Here is a 16,108-nt window from a genome sequence, read left to right as displayed (position 1 = left end):
GATAGCACAGGTATATGATGTAAGTGCCATCGGGATTGCCCTTTGTACACAAAAAGATTTTTACAAGCAAAAACGTCCAGGATAGTATATTTCCAAAGACTGCAATAGGTCATGACCATTCATAATTGTCACATTCGTAATACGAGCTTCATCACGGCCTTCAGGAGTAAAATCGGAAGTTGTAATTACCCAGGCCCTACTTGCATTTCGTGTGCGCATATAGCTATGGACACGCTGGATAGGTGTGGAGCCAATATTATTGCCCTGACGATACCTTTTGCATTGGATCAATTCATATTCTCCGTGAATATTGGTAGCAAGGACATCAACGCCTCTATCTCCAGAACGCCCAATGACTTCTGCATGTACAAAACCTCTCCGAACAAAATAGTCTGCAATCAATCTTTCAAAGTCATAAGGATCCATTGTGCACAAATGCTCTCGACCATTAGTGTCATAATCGGTATTGACTGTATTACGAGCAAAAAATTTCCCCTGCTCGGGATCTTCTACAGCATAAACATTCAGCAGTTCTGGAATTAGTCTATTGGCGGTGTGCAATTGATTGATGATTTCTCGACTACCATTTTCCATGAAGGAAGAAAGGTGAATCACATACTCCTCAAAAGTAAAACCTTGTCCATTAGATGTTAATTCCTCAATTACGACTGGAGCAAACTCACGAAGCCTAATCTCAGCGTTCATCTCACGGTTCATCAGAGTATACGGAGATAGGCCAGTCAGTCGATACTGCGCACCATTTCTTGTTGTAAATCGATCTAAAGTTTTTCTAATTTTGGCTTCATACATCGGATGAGCCAATCTCATCAATCCACATCTACGCAATTGAGACAAGAACTCCTGATTAAATTGAGTAATGACAAACGGATTGCCTTGATCTGTTGCAGCACTTGTGGCGGCTAAGAAAACAAGTTCGTCAATATCAGTTTCGCCCTCGTACCATCGGCGCTCGTTTTCTTTTAGCTTCAGGAAAATAAAGCATACATCATTTTTGAATGTCCAAGCAGCAGAAGCCAATGCCCGCATAGAAGGATCTGAAATTCCCGCAGAAATAGTTAGAAGCGGCTCGAAACCATGACGTCGCCCAAAATCCTTCAACTTGTTAAGATCGCTAACCCAATCTCGTTGTTGCGGCCTAAAATACAACACCATAAATCCATGGTCATCAACAATCCGATTCGCTTCAATAAATAGTCTTTCTATATCGTTAAGAAATTGATCTTTACTATGCTTATCTACTCTGGAGGGAGCATTGCTAATCACGACTTCGTTGCGAAGTCTGTCATCATCGTCTTTTAACGAGTACCCCATAAGCGGATGGATTCTTTGGGCGTGCTCAAAGTATTGAGCGTTATCACCATATGGAGGATCTGTCAGCAGAAGATTGACTGTGTTGGGCAGAATAGTGTGCAGAAAGCATCTATAGTCCATAGAACTTGCTTCTAACAAATTTAGGTCAAAGTCTTGCGCAGCGATATACTTTCTGCGTTCTTCCAGTTTCTCTAAAAATCTATGATATAAATTGGTCTCCTTTAGGCGATTTTCAGGGCAATGATTATCTTGACTCTTACTACGATAGTCAGTGTATTTTCCGCAGTGTGCAATCGAAATAAAAGCATCTTCAAAGAAGGTACGTGTAGCATCCGGAAGTTCAGCAATGGCATCCTTGAGTGTCATCAATGCAATTTGCTGACGCTTAGAGAATAGATTCTGATATGCCGTATACTTCGGGGCTGTAAAATTCAATCGAGAATTTTCGATCAACTCTACATTGGGAAAGTTGCAAGGCATAGCCTCCACTTGGAGGCGTACAGCTTCATCAAAATCATCATAATGTTTTTCTGTGCAGCCACAATGACATCTGTATCGTCTATTTCTAAAAATTACATTTTCGCCATTTGCTCCAAGGCGTTCGTGCTGTGTTGGATGGTAGTACTCAAGCGGTTCACGGTCAAAGAATAAACCATCAAAAGACAACTCAGCTCCACAGTTTGGACATCTTGTTTTATAGATGGCGTTCATAGTAGGTTCTACCCGCTGCGCAATAAAACGCAAAGCTGCACAATATTCCTCGGAAGATGGAACACCACGAAACGGAGCAGTAGACAATTTATAGGCGTACGGCTCCCATTCATTAAATCGCACATGACGACCAGCATCAAGTGCAGCGTATGCAAATGTACCAGACCCGCCAAAAGGATCTACGACGAGCCCATTCTCATCCGTGAGATTCTCAATCAATGTTCTTGCAATAGTGCGGCTCTTTCTACCAATGAAAGGAAAAATCTGCTCTGATTGATCTCGAGGCTGCCTATTGAGAATTGTGCTTTGCAAGTGAATCATTCGCTGGCGCAGGTTTTCCTGTTCTGCGTAATCTAATAACCAATACATTACTTACACCTCCATAACCCATCCTGGAACACGAAGCAATCATTGATGACATCGACAAAAGATTTATATTTTGTCGACAGAATTTGCAGGTATCCGCGTTCAAAAGATTCTTTGAGCATACCACAATCGTACAGATCTTGAGATGTTACCTCTTTACGTTCTGTAATGATTCTCTTTGCGCATTCAACCGCAAGCTTTTTTGCCTCGTCTATAGTTCCGTTAAATTGTGGTGCTTCACTGATTGCTCTTTTCTGGAATACAACGATATAGTTACCATTAAGCGTGCCTTTAGGAGTCATAATTGTTTTAAAGGACTTTCTTGGTGTAGCACTTGGAATCTGACCACAATATGCCAAACCATGTTCCTGCATCGTCTTGAGAATATCGCTCCACGATTTCAAATCAAACGAATGGTAAAACATTATGAAATATCCGTTTGTTTTCAAGGCAGGAGAAATGCGGCTAAGAATCGCCTCGAAAACACGATTGAAATCGTCACCATTCTTATTTCGACTTGGGGCATCAGAAACAACCAGTTCATCTTCTAATGACTCGTCCGTAAATCCTTGCCATCCCATCACCTTATACCAAAGCTGGTTATACTCGAGATACGGAACCTGATCTGTATAGGGAGGATCGGTCAAAATTAAATCAACAGATTCGTTTGGAAGTAGATCTATTGAAATGTTCTGCGCAGGCATATTCTTGAGAACTATATTTTTCTCATCAACAAAGCTTTTGCATTTTTCGCTAAGATATTTTAATCCTTCCTTAAAAGCAGTCGCTTTTTGTTCTATTATCATGACAGCATTTCTTGAAGTAACATCCTTTTGGGGAAGCCAATATGGCATCTGACTGGATGCTTTTTTATCCGATAACTTAATCAAATTGATTGCCGACGAAACAAGCAATTCTAAAATATCGTAGCAATAACTGTTTTGATGCGAATGAAGAATACCGATTATTCGGTCGATTGCAACCAAATTTCTATTGCAGAAATAACTGTACACTGTCGCATTAGGTTTAATAGCAATTCGTGAGTTAGGGATCAATGCCTGATCGTCAATATTTTGCTTATCGTTGTGTTTAAACATCTTATACTGCACAATAAATTCATTTGATGCAACTGCTTTTTTTCGACCAGTTAACTTCCCCTTTTTTTGTAATTTATACCAATACATCGTCGGAACAAGTTCTGCACCATGTCTATCAAAATGGCATCTCTCTAATATGCGATTTTCATCCTCTTCAACAAACATATATAGAGGATTGCATGCAGAACGAACTTCCTCGCAGAACGAATCAATCTCTATTTCAACTTGGTTCAGGTCCCATTTCGAAAGAGATGTTTTACACAGCTTATATGCGAGAAGATTGATATCTGTACCAATAGCTTTCCGTCCGAGCTTGCTTGCCTCAATGATGGTAGTACCAGAACCAAACATAGGATCATATATACATCCGTTATCAGGACAAAACCGTTTGATTATTTCAGAGACAACATTATATGGTTTACGTGCCATATAGTTGTGCATAAAGCCAGCGGGGTTATCAACGATTGGTTTGAGTTCTTTGACCACTAACAATTTCTCATTCACGTCGTGAACAAACTCCTTAGGACGACAAATGAAAATGTATTCATCAACCTTTGATATCGAACTGCGACCTTGTTTTGAATGGCTAAGTTCTACTTTTTCAATAAGAACATCGTATTGTTTTTCAGCCAATGTTTGTAGATCAGTAATGTCTACGATGGAATTATCAGAGTAACTAATCATTAACCACGTCCCGGCTGTGGCACATTTTGTGATAAGCGTCTCAAATGCTCCTAAAGCTTTAGCCTTTTTGCCAAAGTCTGATACCCGTCTGTCTTCTCTATATCTACCAATCGAAAGTTCATGCGTCTGAGGATTAATAGCCATTGCCGGGTAATCGTATAAGCACAGTGTATTTAGCACGTGGTAGTATCTGGAATAATGCTCTTTGAAATAAGGGGGATCAGCGTATACCAGAGTGCTTTTGTTTAAAACAATAGAATCTAAGCATTCAGAAAAATCAAGGTTATAACAATCAAATGTTGTGTATTCATTTTGGGAGCACAATCCCGATTTCCGGTACTCTTTCATTAATACCTTACACTCTTCAATGATGTTGATTTTTCTTTTGGTAAGCAAATTATTGCATGTTGATTTGCTTTTCACTTTTAAGAACTGGGCAAAATGTGTTGTTGTAGAAGCCGCTGTGCTCATGACAGACATTAGGACGGTTAATAGAACATTTTTGGTATGTTTATCCATTACCTGTTCAATGACGCTACGCAACGCATCAATTTGACAACATTGTGCAATGCCAAAATAAGCATTAGCAAAGTAAGTTAAAAATAAGCAGGGGAAGTCGAGAGCAGGCTCATTCCCTGGAATTACATGAGAAACCAACTCTGTAAGTTCTTTCATTCGGGGATCGTCGCTATGAGGTTCAAATACAGATGGTGTTTTTTCGCAAAAGGTCTGGTATAGCTTATAGTCTACGTTATCAACAAAAAAGGTTTTTTCTGCGAATAGAGCAGTCGATACTTTTTCTTGCAGAAGCGTATATTTTTGTTCTACAACTGCCCAAAATGAAGCTTCTTCTAACTCAGAAAAATTACATCCGTTCAATATAGCCTGGTTAATGATATATGCGTAGTACTCAATGTCGTTGCTAATGACATTTTTATATGACTTAAGAGCATAGCCAACAGAACCTGTTCCTGCAAATAGATCAACAACGGTTTTAATTGACTTATTCTTAATTATTGGATCACATATATGAGAAATGATACGTGCTTTACTTCCCATATATTGAAGTGTAGAGATTTCATTATATTGATTCATTCTATTCGCCTCAATGATTTTTTGAATTATGGAGAGAAATTGGTCAATGTGAGTTATCTTAGCCGTTTCTCCATTGCCAAGCCAATCAGCCGATCAGTCTGATCCGCCATAAACAGTGGGATGTTCAGTACATCATCATCCAGTTTCAGATTATCCAGTGAGAATCGGACACGGAGTTTAACTTGATCCGGGAACAACTCTTTGAATTTCTTAAGGCTCCTGCTGGTGGTATTGGCTTCGGACTTGACCTCCACAGGGAAAATATCGTTTTCACGCTGAATCAGGAAATCCACCTCATAAGGAGGATTTGTTTGCGTCCAGTACCGAGGAGTCACTTCAAACTGTGTAATCAAAGTTTGAAGCACAAAATTTTCGGTTAATGCACCTTTGAACTCGGTAAATAACCGATTACCCTCGCCAAAGGCAGTCGGTGCGAGTTGCGCCAGTCTGCGGAGCAGTCCCACATCTACCAGATAAATCTTAAAGGCAGAGAGGTCATCATAGGCAGCTATAGGCAGGCCAGGAGCAGTACTGCGGTAGATCTTATGCACCAGTCGGGCATCCACCAGCCACTGCAAGGCATCCTCGTATTCACGGGCCCGTGCCCCTACTTTGACTACCTTATAGATAAACTTTTTGTTTTCTCTTGCCAACTGGGACGGTATGGATTTCCATATCATCGAAATCTTGGGGAATTCGCTGATATTGGGGTGTTTGGCAAAATCACGCTCATAGGCGCCAATAATTCCAGACAAGGCTTCCTGCATGGCATCTACATCCCGTGCCTCCGTCCACATCTTGACGGATTCCGGCATACCACCGGTTACATAGTACATCTTCATCTTTTCATATAGAGGATTAAAAAGGGCATCAGGAATCGGTTCGATAGTGTTTACTGTCTCCAGATAATTTGCAAGATTCGCATCCCCGTTGGCTAACAAAAATTCTGTAAAAGTCATGGGGTCAATCTGCATAAAGTTGACTTTACCTACCGGAAAGGGAGAAGGCTTTGTTAAGGCAATACCCAGGAGAGAACCAGCGCAGGCAATATGATACTGCGGTGCATTCTCACAGAAATACTTCATGGAATTGATGACCTTGGGGCAGTCCTGTACCTCGTCAAAAATAATAAGGGTCTTTTCTGGCAGAATCTTCTGACCACTTGCCAGCATCAGATTCTGCAAAATCCGGTCTACATCTTTTGTGGTTTCAAAAAATTGCTTGTATTCTTCGTTTTCATCAAAGTTAAAATAAGCAGTATTCTCGTAGTAGCGTTTGCCGAATTCTTTCAGAATCCAGGTCTTACCTACTTGGCGCACACCTTTCAAAATCAGAGGCTTGCGATAGGGAGAATTCTTCCAGTTCAGCAGTTCCCTTAAAATCAATCGTTCCATATATACACCCCATCACGCTTTTATGATAAATTTAGTGTTTTTAATCACACTTTTATTATATACAAAAATAGCAAATAATACAAGCTAAATCACAAAATTATATGTGTTTTAAGACGGTTGAATCACATTATTATTGATAGTCTCGGTCAGATTGCTTTGAGAGTAACTATAGAGTTATACAGGAGACGGTCAATTGCCTCTCATCCAGAACAGATATGTTTTTGACTACACATTTTCTGCCATATTTGACTCATGATGTTTTCTAAAACATAGAAAGTCAAATGGTCAAGTCGGCATCACTTCATTTAGTCTTATCTCTTCTTTCTTTTCTTAGCACTGTGATAGACTTGTGACCGGACTTTCCTCCTCATATTATTGGGATTCTTTAGTAGTTTGAACAGGCTTAGTATCCTCATAAATGCTGAGAAATCCTCAGAGGTAATTTTGTCAAAGGGTAATTCGAGAATATTGGCACTATATCAAAGATGGTAATTGACAATCAGGAATTGTATCATGTATTGATCACAGTGGACAGGCTTACCCTTCAGATTGTTCTGATGAAGATCCAGGGGTATAGCACCCATGAAATCGCCAGGTATCTAAAGATTACCGAAAAGGCGATTTACAGGCGTATGGACAGGTTGAAAGAAAAAATAAAAAAATATTTTAATATGAGGGGAAATTGATAGTTTCCCACTGGCGACAGGGTGAGAGGACGAAATCCTCCACCCTGTTTTCCTTTGTGTGGCGAAAACAGGATTGTTCCTTGACAACCAAATAAGTCATTCGCCAAATACTTCCTCTTTGTGATTGTGATGAGCATAAGCGTACGGAGCAGTACGCCAAGACCTGCCGACAAGCAAATAGCGATGAAAGGTGGTGAGCGAGCCTATACTGACTCCAAATATCGGGTAGCCCCCGGTTTCGCCATAACCCACAAAGAGCATAATGGTACTCCCGTCCAGTCACAGTCCGAGCGGTATCCAATCCGCCGCAGGCAATGAGGGCGGCTCTGGCAGACCGTCAGTTGGGGTGAAACTCCCGTGGAGTCAGTTCGCTGCTGACCGTTTGGCGATTTCCCTACGCTTTTACGCATTTGCATTTCGGGGTGTCGAGGACAAATAGAAATGCCATGATCATAAAGCCAGATACAAGGTTATCAATGAGAACAGAGCTTTGTTTTATATGCTCCCGACCTCACAAAGCCTTTCGTCTGGCTTATTACATAGACAGAAACTGTATGTCAAATATAGATTGGAGGGCATTTATAATGAAAAGAACTGTCAGGCGTGGAGATATTTACTACGCAAAACTTGATCCGCATATCGGCTCTGAACAGGGCGGCACAAGACCTGTCCTCATTCTTTCCAATGATACAGGAAACAGGTTCAGCCCTACGGTCATTGTTGCTGCCATTACGAGCCGAGTACGAAAGAAAACGAAGCTGCCGACACATTACTATTTGGAAGATGTTGACGGGCTTCCCGAAAATTCAATTATTCTCTTTGAACAGGTGCGCACGATTGACAAAAGCCGTCTCAAAGAGAAAGTAACACAGCTTGATAAACAATCTATGGAAAAGATTGTTTTACCCCTATTTATCAGCATGGGCGCAGAAAAAGAGCTGAAAGCAGAAAGACTAACTATTAAAAGTCAAGTCTAAAATGAAAGTTTTATGAATGAATTGCAGAAATGCATTTCAGATATTTTTGAACCTTGAAAACTGCATGACAACAAGAGCATCTTTACAGGTGCTCTAAAAGGAGATATTTACAGAAAAGAATTAAGTTGTTGGAAGGTATGCTTGTCCTGATTTTTCCAGTGCAAAAATCAATCGCACAAGTTTCTTGGAGGTATGAGATAATGCAACATTATAATGCTTGCCTTCTGAACGTTTCTTTTCTAGATATACACGAAAGGATTCATCCCACTGGCAGACATATTTTGTGGCATTGTAAAGGGCATACCGAAGGTATCTGGAACCTCGTTTCTCCATATGGGAATAACAGTTATCTAACTGTCCCGATTGATAAGTGGAGGGAGACATTCCTGCATATGCGAGTATCTTATCTGCGGAATCAAAACGAGAGAAATCCCCAATCTCAGCAATGATCATTGCGCCCATCCGGTAACTGATACCAGGAATGGTAAGGATGGGAGAATGGATCTCTTCATCCATGATTCGTTTGATGGCTGCTTCGATTTCATTAATCTCAATCGTTAATTCCTGAATGAGCTTGATGGTGTGTTTTAGTTCCAAAGACTTTGCAGGCATATGAGAACCGATAGAACCTCTTGCAGCGTCACGAAACATGACAGCAGTATCTTTCCCATATCTGCCTTTAGAACTTTCAGAGAGCAGGTTGGAAAGCCTTGTGAGGTGTGCGTTTGCAACAGCATCTGCACTTGGAAATTCAGAAAGTAAAGCATAAATGGATGCCATATGAAGCGTAGGAACGAGTTTTTCCAGTTCTGGGAAAAGAATACACACAAGTCTTGAAACAGAACTTTTCAGCTTTGCCCGTTCTTTGACTTTATCAAAACGATAACGAGTGAGTGACTTTAGCTCCTCATTGTGGTAAGATGTGTTTGAGTAGGACTTTAAGTTCATGTCAGACATCATCATAGTAGCAATGGTACGGGAATCAACTTTATCCGTTTTCGTCTTTCTAAGGCTGAGACTTTTTCTGTAAAGATTCGTATGTAACGGATTGATAACATAGGTCGGCAAACCTTTATCAAGAAGAAATCCCAGAAGATTGTAACTGTAGTGTCCGGTGGCTTCCAGTCCTACTTTTACTTTGTTTAAATCATCTGATACGGATGAGATTCTTTCAAATAAGGTTTCAAAACCTTCGCGATTATTAGAGATGGTAAAGGGCTTAAATAATACTTCGCCATCTGAGTTCGTAATAAAGCAGTCGTGCTTATCTTTGGCAACGTCAATTCCAACGTAAATCATAAGAAATCTCCTTTGAATAAATTTGATACTGTTTAGAGCCACAGGTACTCCTTGCGATTGTAACCTCGTTCTAAATAAACCGTCATGCGGTATCTAACTGATTAACAACTATACAAAGAGACTGTGGTTGTAGCCTTTCTGAAACCATCAAGTGGTAGGAGTGATTAAACAATCCACAGTATCTCCAACAGTATAGCATACAGTCCTTGGAGAGGGACTATAAACACTACTACTTTATAATACGAGGAGGATTTCTCATGTTTGAGGATAGAATTGCAGCATTAAATAAGGATACAGAAGCTATGCCGAGTATTCCATATGAGAAAAGAATTTATACAGTTGATGAGATCCAGGACATTTTAGGCATCGGCAGGAATTCTGCCTATAATCTTGTGAAATCTGGCGTATTCCACAGTGTCCGTATCGGCGGCAATATCCGTATTTCAAAAAAGAGCTTTGACGATTGGCTCGATAAACAGATGGATACTTGTCAAATGTGAAAAATCCCTTGAGCTGTCGGATTTGCACATTTCACTTTTTCTCCGATTTTCCATACTATATAGCCAAGCAGAGATGCTTGGCTATATAGCATACCCTAACGGCTGACGAGCCGAAAAAAATATGAATCGGAGGAAAATACAATGAAAAAGAAAAGCATGTCCGTGCGAGAAATGCGTCGGCTCCTTGGGCTTGGCAAGACGGAAGCATATTGGCTCGTGAAAAAGAACTATTTTGATACGGTCATCATCGCCGGTAAGATGCGTGTGATGATCGAGAGCTTTGAAAACTGGTATGCCAACCAGCTTCATTATAAGAAAATAATTGGTGAAGCACCGGGAAAGAATTGGACATCCATCACAATGTCAATTCAGGAAACTGCCCGCTTACTTGGGATTGCTGAAGGAACCCTATATGACTTGATGAAGAAGAAACCCTTCAAAACGGTAAAGGTTGGCATGTATACCCGTATTTACATAGATAGCTTCGAGGATTGGTACAACTCTCAATCCCACTATAAGAAAGTTATCAAAAATGAGGAGGTGGCAGCATGTTTGAAGATCGCATCGCTGAATTAAATGGAGTTTCAAAAACTGCTCCGAATAAGAAAAGCTATACTGTTGCAGAAATTCGGCAGATTCTTGGAATAAGCCGCCCCACTGCATATAAGCTGATAAATCAGAATGTGTTTCAGAGTGTTCGATTGAATCGTGGCATCAGAATCGTAAAAAGCAGTTTTGATGCATGGCTCGAAACAAGAGAATAAGGAGGTGTTTTACATGGCATCTATTGTTAAGAGAAAAAACCGCTATTCTGTGGTTTACAGCTATACGGATGAAAACGGCGTAAAGAGGCAAAAGTGGGAAACATTTGCTACTAATGCCGAAGCCAAAAAGCGCAAAGTGCAGGTTGAATTTGAACAGGAGACAGGTACTTTTATTACCCCTTCCGCTAAGACGGTCAGTGATCTTCTGGAAGAATACATGTCTATTTATGGTGTGAATACCTGGGCATTATCGACCTATGAAGCAAGGCGAAGCCTGATCTTCAATTATATTACTCCGCTGATTGGAGATATTAAACTGGAAGATCTGACACCGAGAACGATGGACAAATTCTATCAGAGCTTATTATCGGTCAAGGCAAAGGTGGTAAATAACCGCAGGCCGAACAATGAATATCTCACGGCTCATACGGTCAGAGAGATTCATAAGCTGCTCCGCAATGCCTTTAATCAGGCAGTAAAATGGGAACTGATGTCAAGGAATCCTGTTCTTAATGCTACCCTTCCAAAAGAAGAACATAAAGAGCGTGCAATCTGGACAGCAGAAACACTGCTCAAAGCATTGGAAGTTTGTGACGATGACAATCTGGCATTGGCACTGAATCTTGCTTTTTCCTGCTCATTGCGAATGGGTGAGCTTCTCGGACTGACCTGGGACTGTATCGACATTTCGGAGGACAGCATAAAAAATGGATGTGCCTACATCTTTGTCAACAAAGAGCTTCAGCGTGTTAATCGCAATGCGTTGGAACAGTTGGGTGAAAAAGGAGTTGTCTTTAAATTTCCGCCTGCGCTGGCAAGTACACACACAGCGCTGGTGCTGAAAGAGCCGAAAACTAAAACCAGTATCCGAAAGATATTTCTTCCGAAAACAGTTGCGGAAATGCTTGTTGATCGACATGAGGAAATTGAAAACTACAAGGCACTGTTTGGAGACGAATACTTGGACTTTAATCTCGTATTCGCTTCTTCCTGCGGCAGACCGATTGAAGGACAGGTTATCAATCGAGCTTTAGGGAAGCTGATCAAAGATCACGACTTGCCGCCTGTCGTATTTCACAGTTTCAGACATTCAAGTATCACTTATAAGCTGAAACTCAACGGTGGCGATATGAAATCCGTACAGGGGGATTCCGGCCACGCACAGGTCAAGATGGTAGCCGATGTGTATTCTCATATCATAGACGAGGACAGACGTTTAAATGCGCAACGATTTGAGGAGCAGTTCTACCAGAGCAAATCAACCCCAGCAGTTGAAGAACCGGAGGAAACAACCGAACCTAAAGAAACACAGACTGAACAGGAGCTGCTTCAGAAACTTCTTGCCAATCCAGAAATGGCAGCCCTTTTGAAATCACTGGCTCCTTCTGCTATATCGTATTAAGATTGGAGTGATTGATTGAAAGATATTTTTACGGATATGCAGGCCAAAATAGGATGTCAGTATATATCCGACCTGACCTATCATAAGCGGGCCGTCTGGCTTGAGATGAAACGCCTTTGTCTGTCTGCCTATCCTAAAAAACAGTTAGAAGATTTTTCACGCTATGTATTCGATGTGCCTTATACCGTTATACAGGAAGCGTTGCAAAAAAAAGATATAATGAGCCATAAAAGAAAAGTGTGTGCAGATTGAAGTAATAGATCATAGAGCAAGCATCTGCACCCAAAGAAACACAAGAGGACAATCCAACATGGGTTGTCCTCTTTCTTTCAGTCTATTATTTACATACTGTTCTTGAGAAGTTCCAGATCAGAAGAGCCGTCCTAACACCAGAAGGGACGCACCCACACAACAGCGGCTTGTTTTTACCATTGAGCATTTTCCAAAATTCGAACTTCGTGCTAATCACCTGCAAATTGGAAGGTCTAAAACACTTTAAAATCAGCAAAAATACCGAGGTACAGGATAACATCCTGATGCCGTGAAAACCCAGTAAATACGGGGATTATTTAAACTTAGAAGGTAGCTGATTGACCTTTAGAAGTGCTTCTCCTAAGCACTAGTTGTGAGTTCGATTCTCGCAGGGAACGCTAAAAGCGGCGCTTTTCATGGAAGATGAAAGGCGCTATTTTTGTTAGACTCTTTTTGTTCCTATTTTATTGGAATATAAATCTTAACCTGATTATCCGGGTCATCAAATGACCGTATCTCGCGCTCATAAACTTCAAAATCCTCCTGGCCATCCAGTTCTTTACTACGATAACTGTAAATGAGATATTTCCATCTTTCGTATAGGTAGTCTGCTTCGTCTCGCAGATGCTATAGACCGCACCCGCCGTCTTTAGATACTTCTTATTAAAACGGTGAAATTCCTCCCATAGTTCTGGAATCTGGTTATCAAAGAGTGAGACGGTTCCATGGATACCAGCCACTTTTTGTTCCTCCATAACAAGAATTTAAGGAGAATGAGATATGTTGTTAGCAATATGAGCAACATCCTCAGGCGCCAGTTCATTGTTCGATCTGACCGTATCCCGTGGAAATACCCTTGTGGTGATCGAACACAATCTGGATGTGATGAAACAGACGGACTGGATCGATCTATACCGAAATCCTGCAGATGGGAAACGACGGGGAATATCATTGGATCTGTTTCGTATACTGGATGAGCAGAGGGCAGAGAAGGCAAGGCAGGACCAGCGTGTCTGCGCAAGACCAGAAGGAGGAAGAAGATATCAGTCTTTCTGCCTGCCATATTCTTCTTGTAGAAGATAATGAATTAAACAGAGAGATCGCTAAGATGATTCGAAGATACGAGGAAGAAAGAGATAAGGGGGTTCTTATTTTATTTTCTTTTACAAATGCTGAAAGATGATGTATAATTTCCGTATATCAATATTTTGGTAATCTTTATTAGGGAGGTAGACATATGCAGGATTCCGGATACTTTCAGAAAATGACAGAAGGATTAATTCATACCTATTATCTTGATCAGGACTGGAATGCTGCATTATCATATTTCGACCGGAATCAGGTATCGTGGATTGGGGTCAGCGATCAGGCAATGGCCCTTGATTATGATAAGCTAAAAGTCTTTTTCGAGAAGGGGTGCAACAGCAAGTATGAAATACGTCTTCTGAATGAGAACTATAGCATGGTGAGCAAAGGAGAAGATTTTGCTGTAGTCATAGCACAGTTTTTAATTAATTCCAGAGTGGATAAAAATGGATTTTTTAGTCTGAGACAGAGAGCCTCATTTATATTCCATCTATGCGGCGGCCAATGGAAGGTGACGCATATGCATGTATCCGCCCCCAATTCCATTGTAAAAGAGAAAGAATATTATCCGGAGGAGATGAGCGTAGAAAATTACAGGCTCCTGAAAAGGCTTCTGATTGAAAAGACACAGCAGATGGAAATCCTTGCCCAGACAACGGCTGGAGGGATGAAAGGAAGCCTTGATGATGAAGATTATACGTTCTTCTATGTAAACGATGAACTTTGCAATATGCTAGGATATACCTATGATGAATTTATGGAGATGAGCGGGGGAACAGCAAAAGGGGCTATCTATCCGCCAGATGTCCCGAAGGCTATGAGAGATTGCAGGGAATGCTTCAAAAAAGGGGACGAATATAAGACGGAATACAGAATACGAAAAAGGGATGGCACCCTGCTGTGGGTTATGGATTACGGAAAAAAGGTAAGGGATGCAAATCAGGAGGTTATTATTAATAGTATCCTTACTGATATCTCAGAGATCAAGGAGACGATCGGACAGTTGGAGATGGAAAAGGAGAGAAATGAAATAGTTTCAGAATTATCGGATGACATTATCTTTGATTATAATATGAGAGAAGATGAACTACAGGTATTCTATCCGGCATCTATTGCTGGGGAGAAACATAAAAAGATCATAAAAACTGCCAGAGTTTCTGATGGGTGGAAAGAGTTAGGAGTGTCACCGGAAGATGAGGCAGAAATTTATAAGAAAATAATGGATATATCTAATGATAAGATCAGCAATAAGACGATTAAGGCAGAATACCGGATAGTTGATTGGAATGCCAAGAATATTTGGCGAAGGGTGCTGATGAGAGGAGTATTTGATTCTGAAGGAAATCTTGCAAAAGTAGTTGGGAAAGTGGTTGATATCAGTTCAGAAAAGGAGCTTATGCTTCGATCTAACACAGATTTTCTTACCAGCGCCTATAATAGAAGCTATCTGGAACTGGCGGTAAAAAAGGCTATAAGAAATAAAGGCGTTGACTTATACTACGCCTGCCTGCTGATAGACATAGACTTTTTTAAGGAGATTAATGATAAGTTCGGGCATTTGCAGGGAGACTGCGTATTGATAGAAGTCGTAAAGATGTGCAGGGCTTTATTTCGTTCAACGGATATCATCGCACGGCTGGGCGGCGATGAGTTCATGATTTTCATGCGCGATATATATGATCAGAAAATTGTTCTTGAGAAGGCTCGAAAGATGCTTGATATGGCAGAAAATTATAGTATCAGGGACGACATTCCCGATCGATTAAGCCTGAGCATAGGAATTGTGATTGATGATGATATAGCAAAAAACTTTCAACGATTATATCATCAGGCGGATATTGCATTATATCAGGCAAAACAGAATGGGCGAGGCAGGTATATGGTTTTTGAGGAAGGAATGATGCATCCATCGGATTAAAAGCAGCATGTGTGGGATGTGAAAGGAGAAAGTATGGCATATAAAGATTTGCTGACCGGGCTGAGTACCAGGAACGAGTTGGAAGATTTTATGAGCAGTCACCTAAAAAATGGGTACTCAGGGATGCTTCTTGAAATCGATATACATGATTTTCGGGGAATTAATCTGAAATACGGATATCAGATGGGGGACAGGCTATTAAAAAGAGTTGCGCAGATCGCAGAAAAAATGGCTGAAGGATGTGGAGTTGCAGCAAGGATAGGATTGGATATATTTGCTATATTTTTTACAGAAGAAGCGAAAAGGGAGCAGGTCTATCAGGATTACAATAATAAAGCGAGAAATTGAAGGAAAAAGGCGGAGTGGAGATTCTGCTTATCTTCTTCTGCTTACGCTGGAAGAAGGGGAAGATAAGTTTGATCCTGAAAAGAAGCAAGGCTTGATGGAAGAACTGTATGAAATAATACGTAATGCATTGCGCAAAGGGGATGCTTTTACACAGTATAGCAGCAGTCAGTATCTTTTGATGGTTATGGGAACTTCTT

Annotated in this window: 15 protein-coding genes; 10 read left to right on the top strand and 5 right to left on the bottom strand. The window is 40.8% G+C overall.

Annotation, left to right across the window (positions count from 1 at the left end; all coding sequences use genetic code 11):
• Positions 1 to 60: 60 nt before the first annotated feature.
• The 3 genes from HDCHBGLK_RS05415 to HDCHBGLK_RS05405 are packed head-to-tail and all read right to left on the bottom strand — an operon-like array spanning position 61 to position 6,679.
• Positions 61 to 2,412, bottom strand: coding sequence for a restriction endonuclease (locus HDCHBGLK_RS05415; protein WP_004607571.1), 2,352 nt, complete (start codon positions 2,410 to 2,412; stop codon positions 61 to 63).
• Positions 2,412 to 5,285: a DNA adenine methylase gene (locus HDCHBGLK_RS05410; RefSeq protein WP_004607572.1), complete on the bottom strand. Its 2,874-nt coding sequence runs from the start codon at positions 5,283 to 5,285 to the stop codon at positions 2,412 to 2,414. Before HDCHBGLK_RS05410 ends, HDCHBGLK_RS05415 begins: the two co-directional genes overlap by 1 nt.
• 53 nt (positions 5,286 to 5,338) lie before the next feature.
• Positions 5,339 to 6,679 (bottom strand): ATP-binding protein, encoded by a 1,341-nt coding sequence (locus HDCHBGLK_RS05405; RefSeq protein ID WP_004607573.1) that lies wholly within the window; start codon positions 6,677 to 6,679, stop codon positions 5,339 to 5,341.
• A gap of 485 nt (positions 6,680 to 7,164) precedes the next feature.
• On the opposite strand from HDCHBGLK_RS05405, the gene HDCHBGLK_RS05395 reads away from it, so the two are divergent.
• Both HDCHBGLK_RS05395 and HDCHBGLK_RS05385 read left to right on the top strand, forming a co-directional pair.
• A complete protein-coding gene (locus HDCHBGLK_RS05395; RefSeq protein WP_004607574.1) occupies positions 7,165 to 7,365 on the top strand; it encodes an ECF-type sigma factor in 201 nt (66 codons plus the stop codon).
• A gap of 584 nt (positions 7,366 to 7,949) precedes the next feature.
• Positions 7,950 to 8,342, top strand: a complete 393-nt coding sequence (locus tag HDCHBGLK_RS05385; protein WP_039909822.1) for a type II toxin-antitoxin system PemK/MazF family toxin — start codon at positions 7,950 to 7,952, stop codon at positions 8,340 to 8,342.
• Positions 8,343 to 8,462: 120 nt separating this feature from the next.
• Here the strand turns inward: HDCHBGLK_RS05385 and HDCHBGLK_RS05380 are convergent, their stop codons facing one another.
• Positions 8,463 to 9,641, bottom strand: a complete 1,179-nt coding sequence (locus HDCHBGLK_RS05380) for an IS110 family RNA-guided transposase (RefSeq protein WP_039909206.1) — start codon at positions 9,639 to 9,641, stop codon at positions 8,463 to 8,465.
• A gap of 257 nt (positions 9,642 to 9,898) precedes the next feature.
• Here HDCHBGLK_RS05380 and HDCHBGLK_RS05375 point away from each other — a divergent pair, with 257 nt between their 5' ends.
• From HDCHBGLK_RS05375 to HDCHBGLK_RS05355, 5 genes are all read left to right on the top strand, one after another.
• On the top strand, positions 9,899 to 10,141 hold the full coding sequence (locus HDCHBGLK_RS05375; protein ID WP_004607576.1) for a helix-turn-helix domain-containing protein: 243 nt from the start codon (positions 9,899 to 9,901) through the stop codon (positions 10,139 to 10,141).
• A 141-nt stretch (positions 10,142 to 10,282) separates the two neighbouring features.
• Entirely contained in the window at positions 10,283 to 10,717 is a 435-nt protein-coding gene (locus HDCHBGLK_RS05370) for a helix-turn-helix domain-containing protein (protein ID WP_004607577.1), read from the top strand.
• Positions 10,690 to 10,905: a helix-turn-helix domain-containing protein gene (locus HDCHBGLK_RS05365; protein ID WP_004607578.1), complete on the top strand. Its 216-nt coding sequence runs from the start codon at positions 10,690 to 10,692 to the stop codon at positions 10,903 to 10,905. Before HDCHBGLK_RS05370 ends, HDCHBGLK_RS05365 begins: the two co-directional genes overlap by 28 nt.
• Before the next feature lie 13 nt (positions 10,906 to 10,918).
• Positions 10,919 to 12,307 (top strand): tyrosine-type recombinase/integrase, encoded by a 1,389-nt coding sequence (locus tag HDCHBGLK_RS05360; protein ID WP_039909823.1) that lies wholly within the window; start codon positions 10,919 to 10,921, stop codon positions 12,305 to 12,307.
• Positions 12,308 to 12,322: 15 nt separating this feature from the next.
• A complete protein-coding gene (locus HDCHBGLK_RS05355) occupies positions 12,323 to 12,559 on the top strand; it encodes a hypothetical protein (RefSeq protein ID WP_039909824.1) in 237 nt (78 codons plus the stop codon).
• A gap of 464 nt (positions 12,560 to 13,023) precedes the next feature.
• On the opposite strand, the gene HDCHBGLK_RS05350 is transcribed toward HDCHBGLK_RS05355, so the two are convergent.
• Positions 13,024 to 13,299, bottom strand: a complete 276-nt coding sequence (locus HDCHBGLK_RS05350; RefSeq protein ID WP_009248418.1) for a hypothetical protein — start codon at positions 13,297 to 13,299, stop codon at positions 13,024 to 13,026.
• A gap of 82 nt (positions 13,300 to 13,381) precedes the next feature.
• Between HDCHBGLK_RS05350 and HDCHBGLK_RS05345 the strand changes: the two genes are divergently transcribed.
• From HDCHBGLK_RS05345 to HDCHBGLK_RS05335, 3 genes are all read left to right on the top strand, one after another.
• Positions 13,382 to 13,642, top strand: a complete 261-nt coding sequence (locus HDCHBGLK_RS05345; protein WP_082210553.1) for a hypothetical protein — start codon at positions 13,382 to 13,384, stop codon at positions 13,640 to 13,642.
• A 154-nt stretch (positions 13,643 to 13,796) separates the two neighbouring features.
• Positions 13,797 to 15,563, top strand: coding sequence for a diguanylate cyclase domain-containing protein (locus HDCHBGLK_RS05340; RefSeq protein WP_004607584.1), 1,767 nt, complete (start codon positions 13,797 to 13,799; stop codon positions 15,561 to 15,563).
• Positions 15,564 to 15,596: 33 nt separating this feature from the next.
• Complete coding sequence (locus tag HDCHBGLK_RS05335; RefSeq protein WP_039909825.1) at positions 15,597 to 15,911, top strand: GGDEF domain-containing protein; 315 nt, start codon at positions 15,597 to 15,599, stop codon at positions 15,909 to 15,911.
• Positions 15,912 to 16,108: the final 197 nt, after the last annotated feature.

The organism is [Clostridium] scindens ATCC 35704 (genome assembly GCF_004295125.1).
In the GTDB taxonomy this organism is placed as follows: domain Bacteria; phylum Bacillota; class Clostridia; order Lachnospirales; family Lachnospiraceae; genus Clostridium_AP; species Clostridium_AP scindens.
Note: the sequence above shows the minus strand (reverse complement) of the source record. Positions and strands in the feature narration are given on the sequence as shown.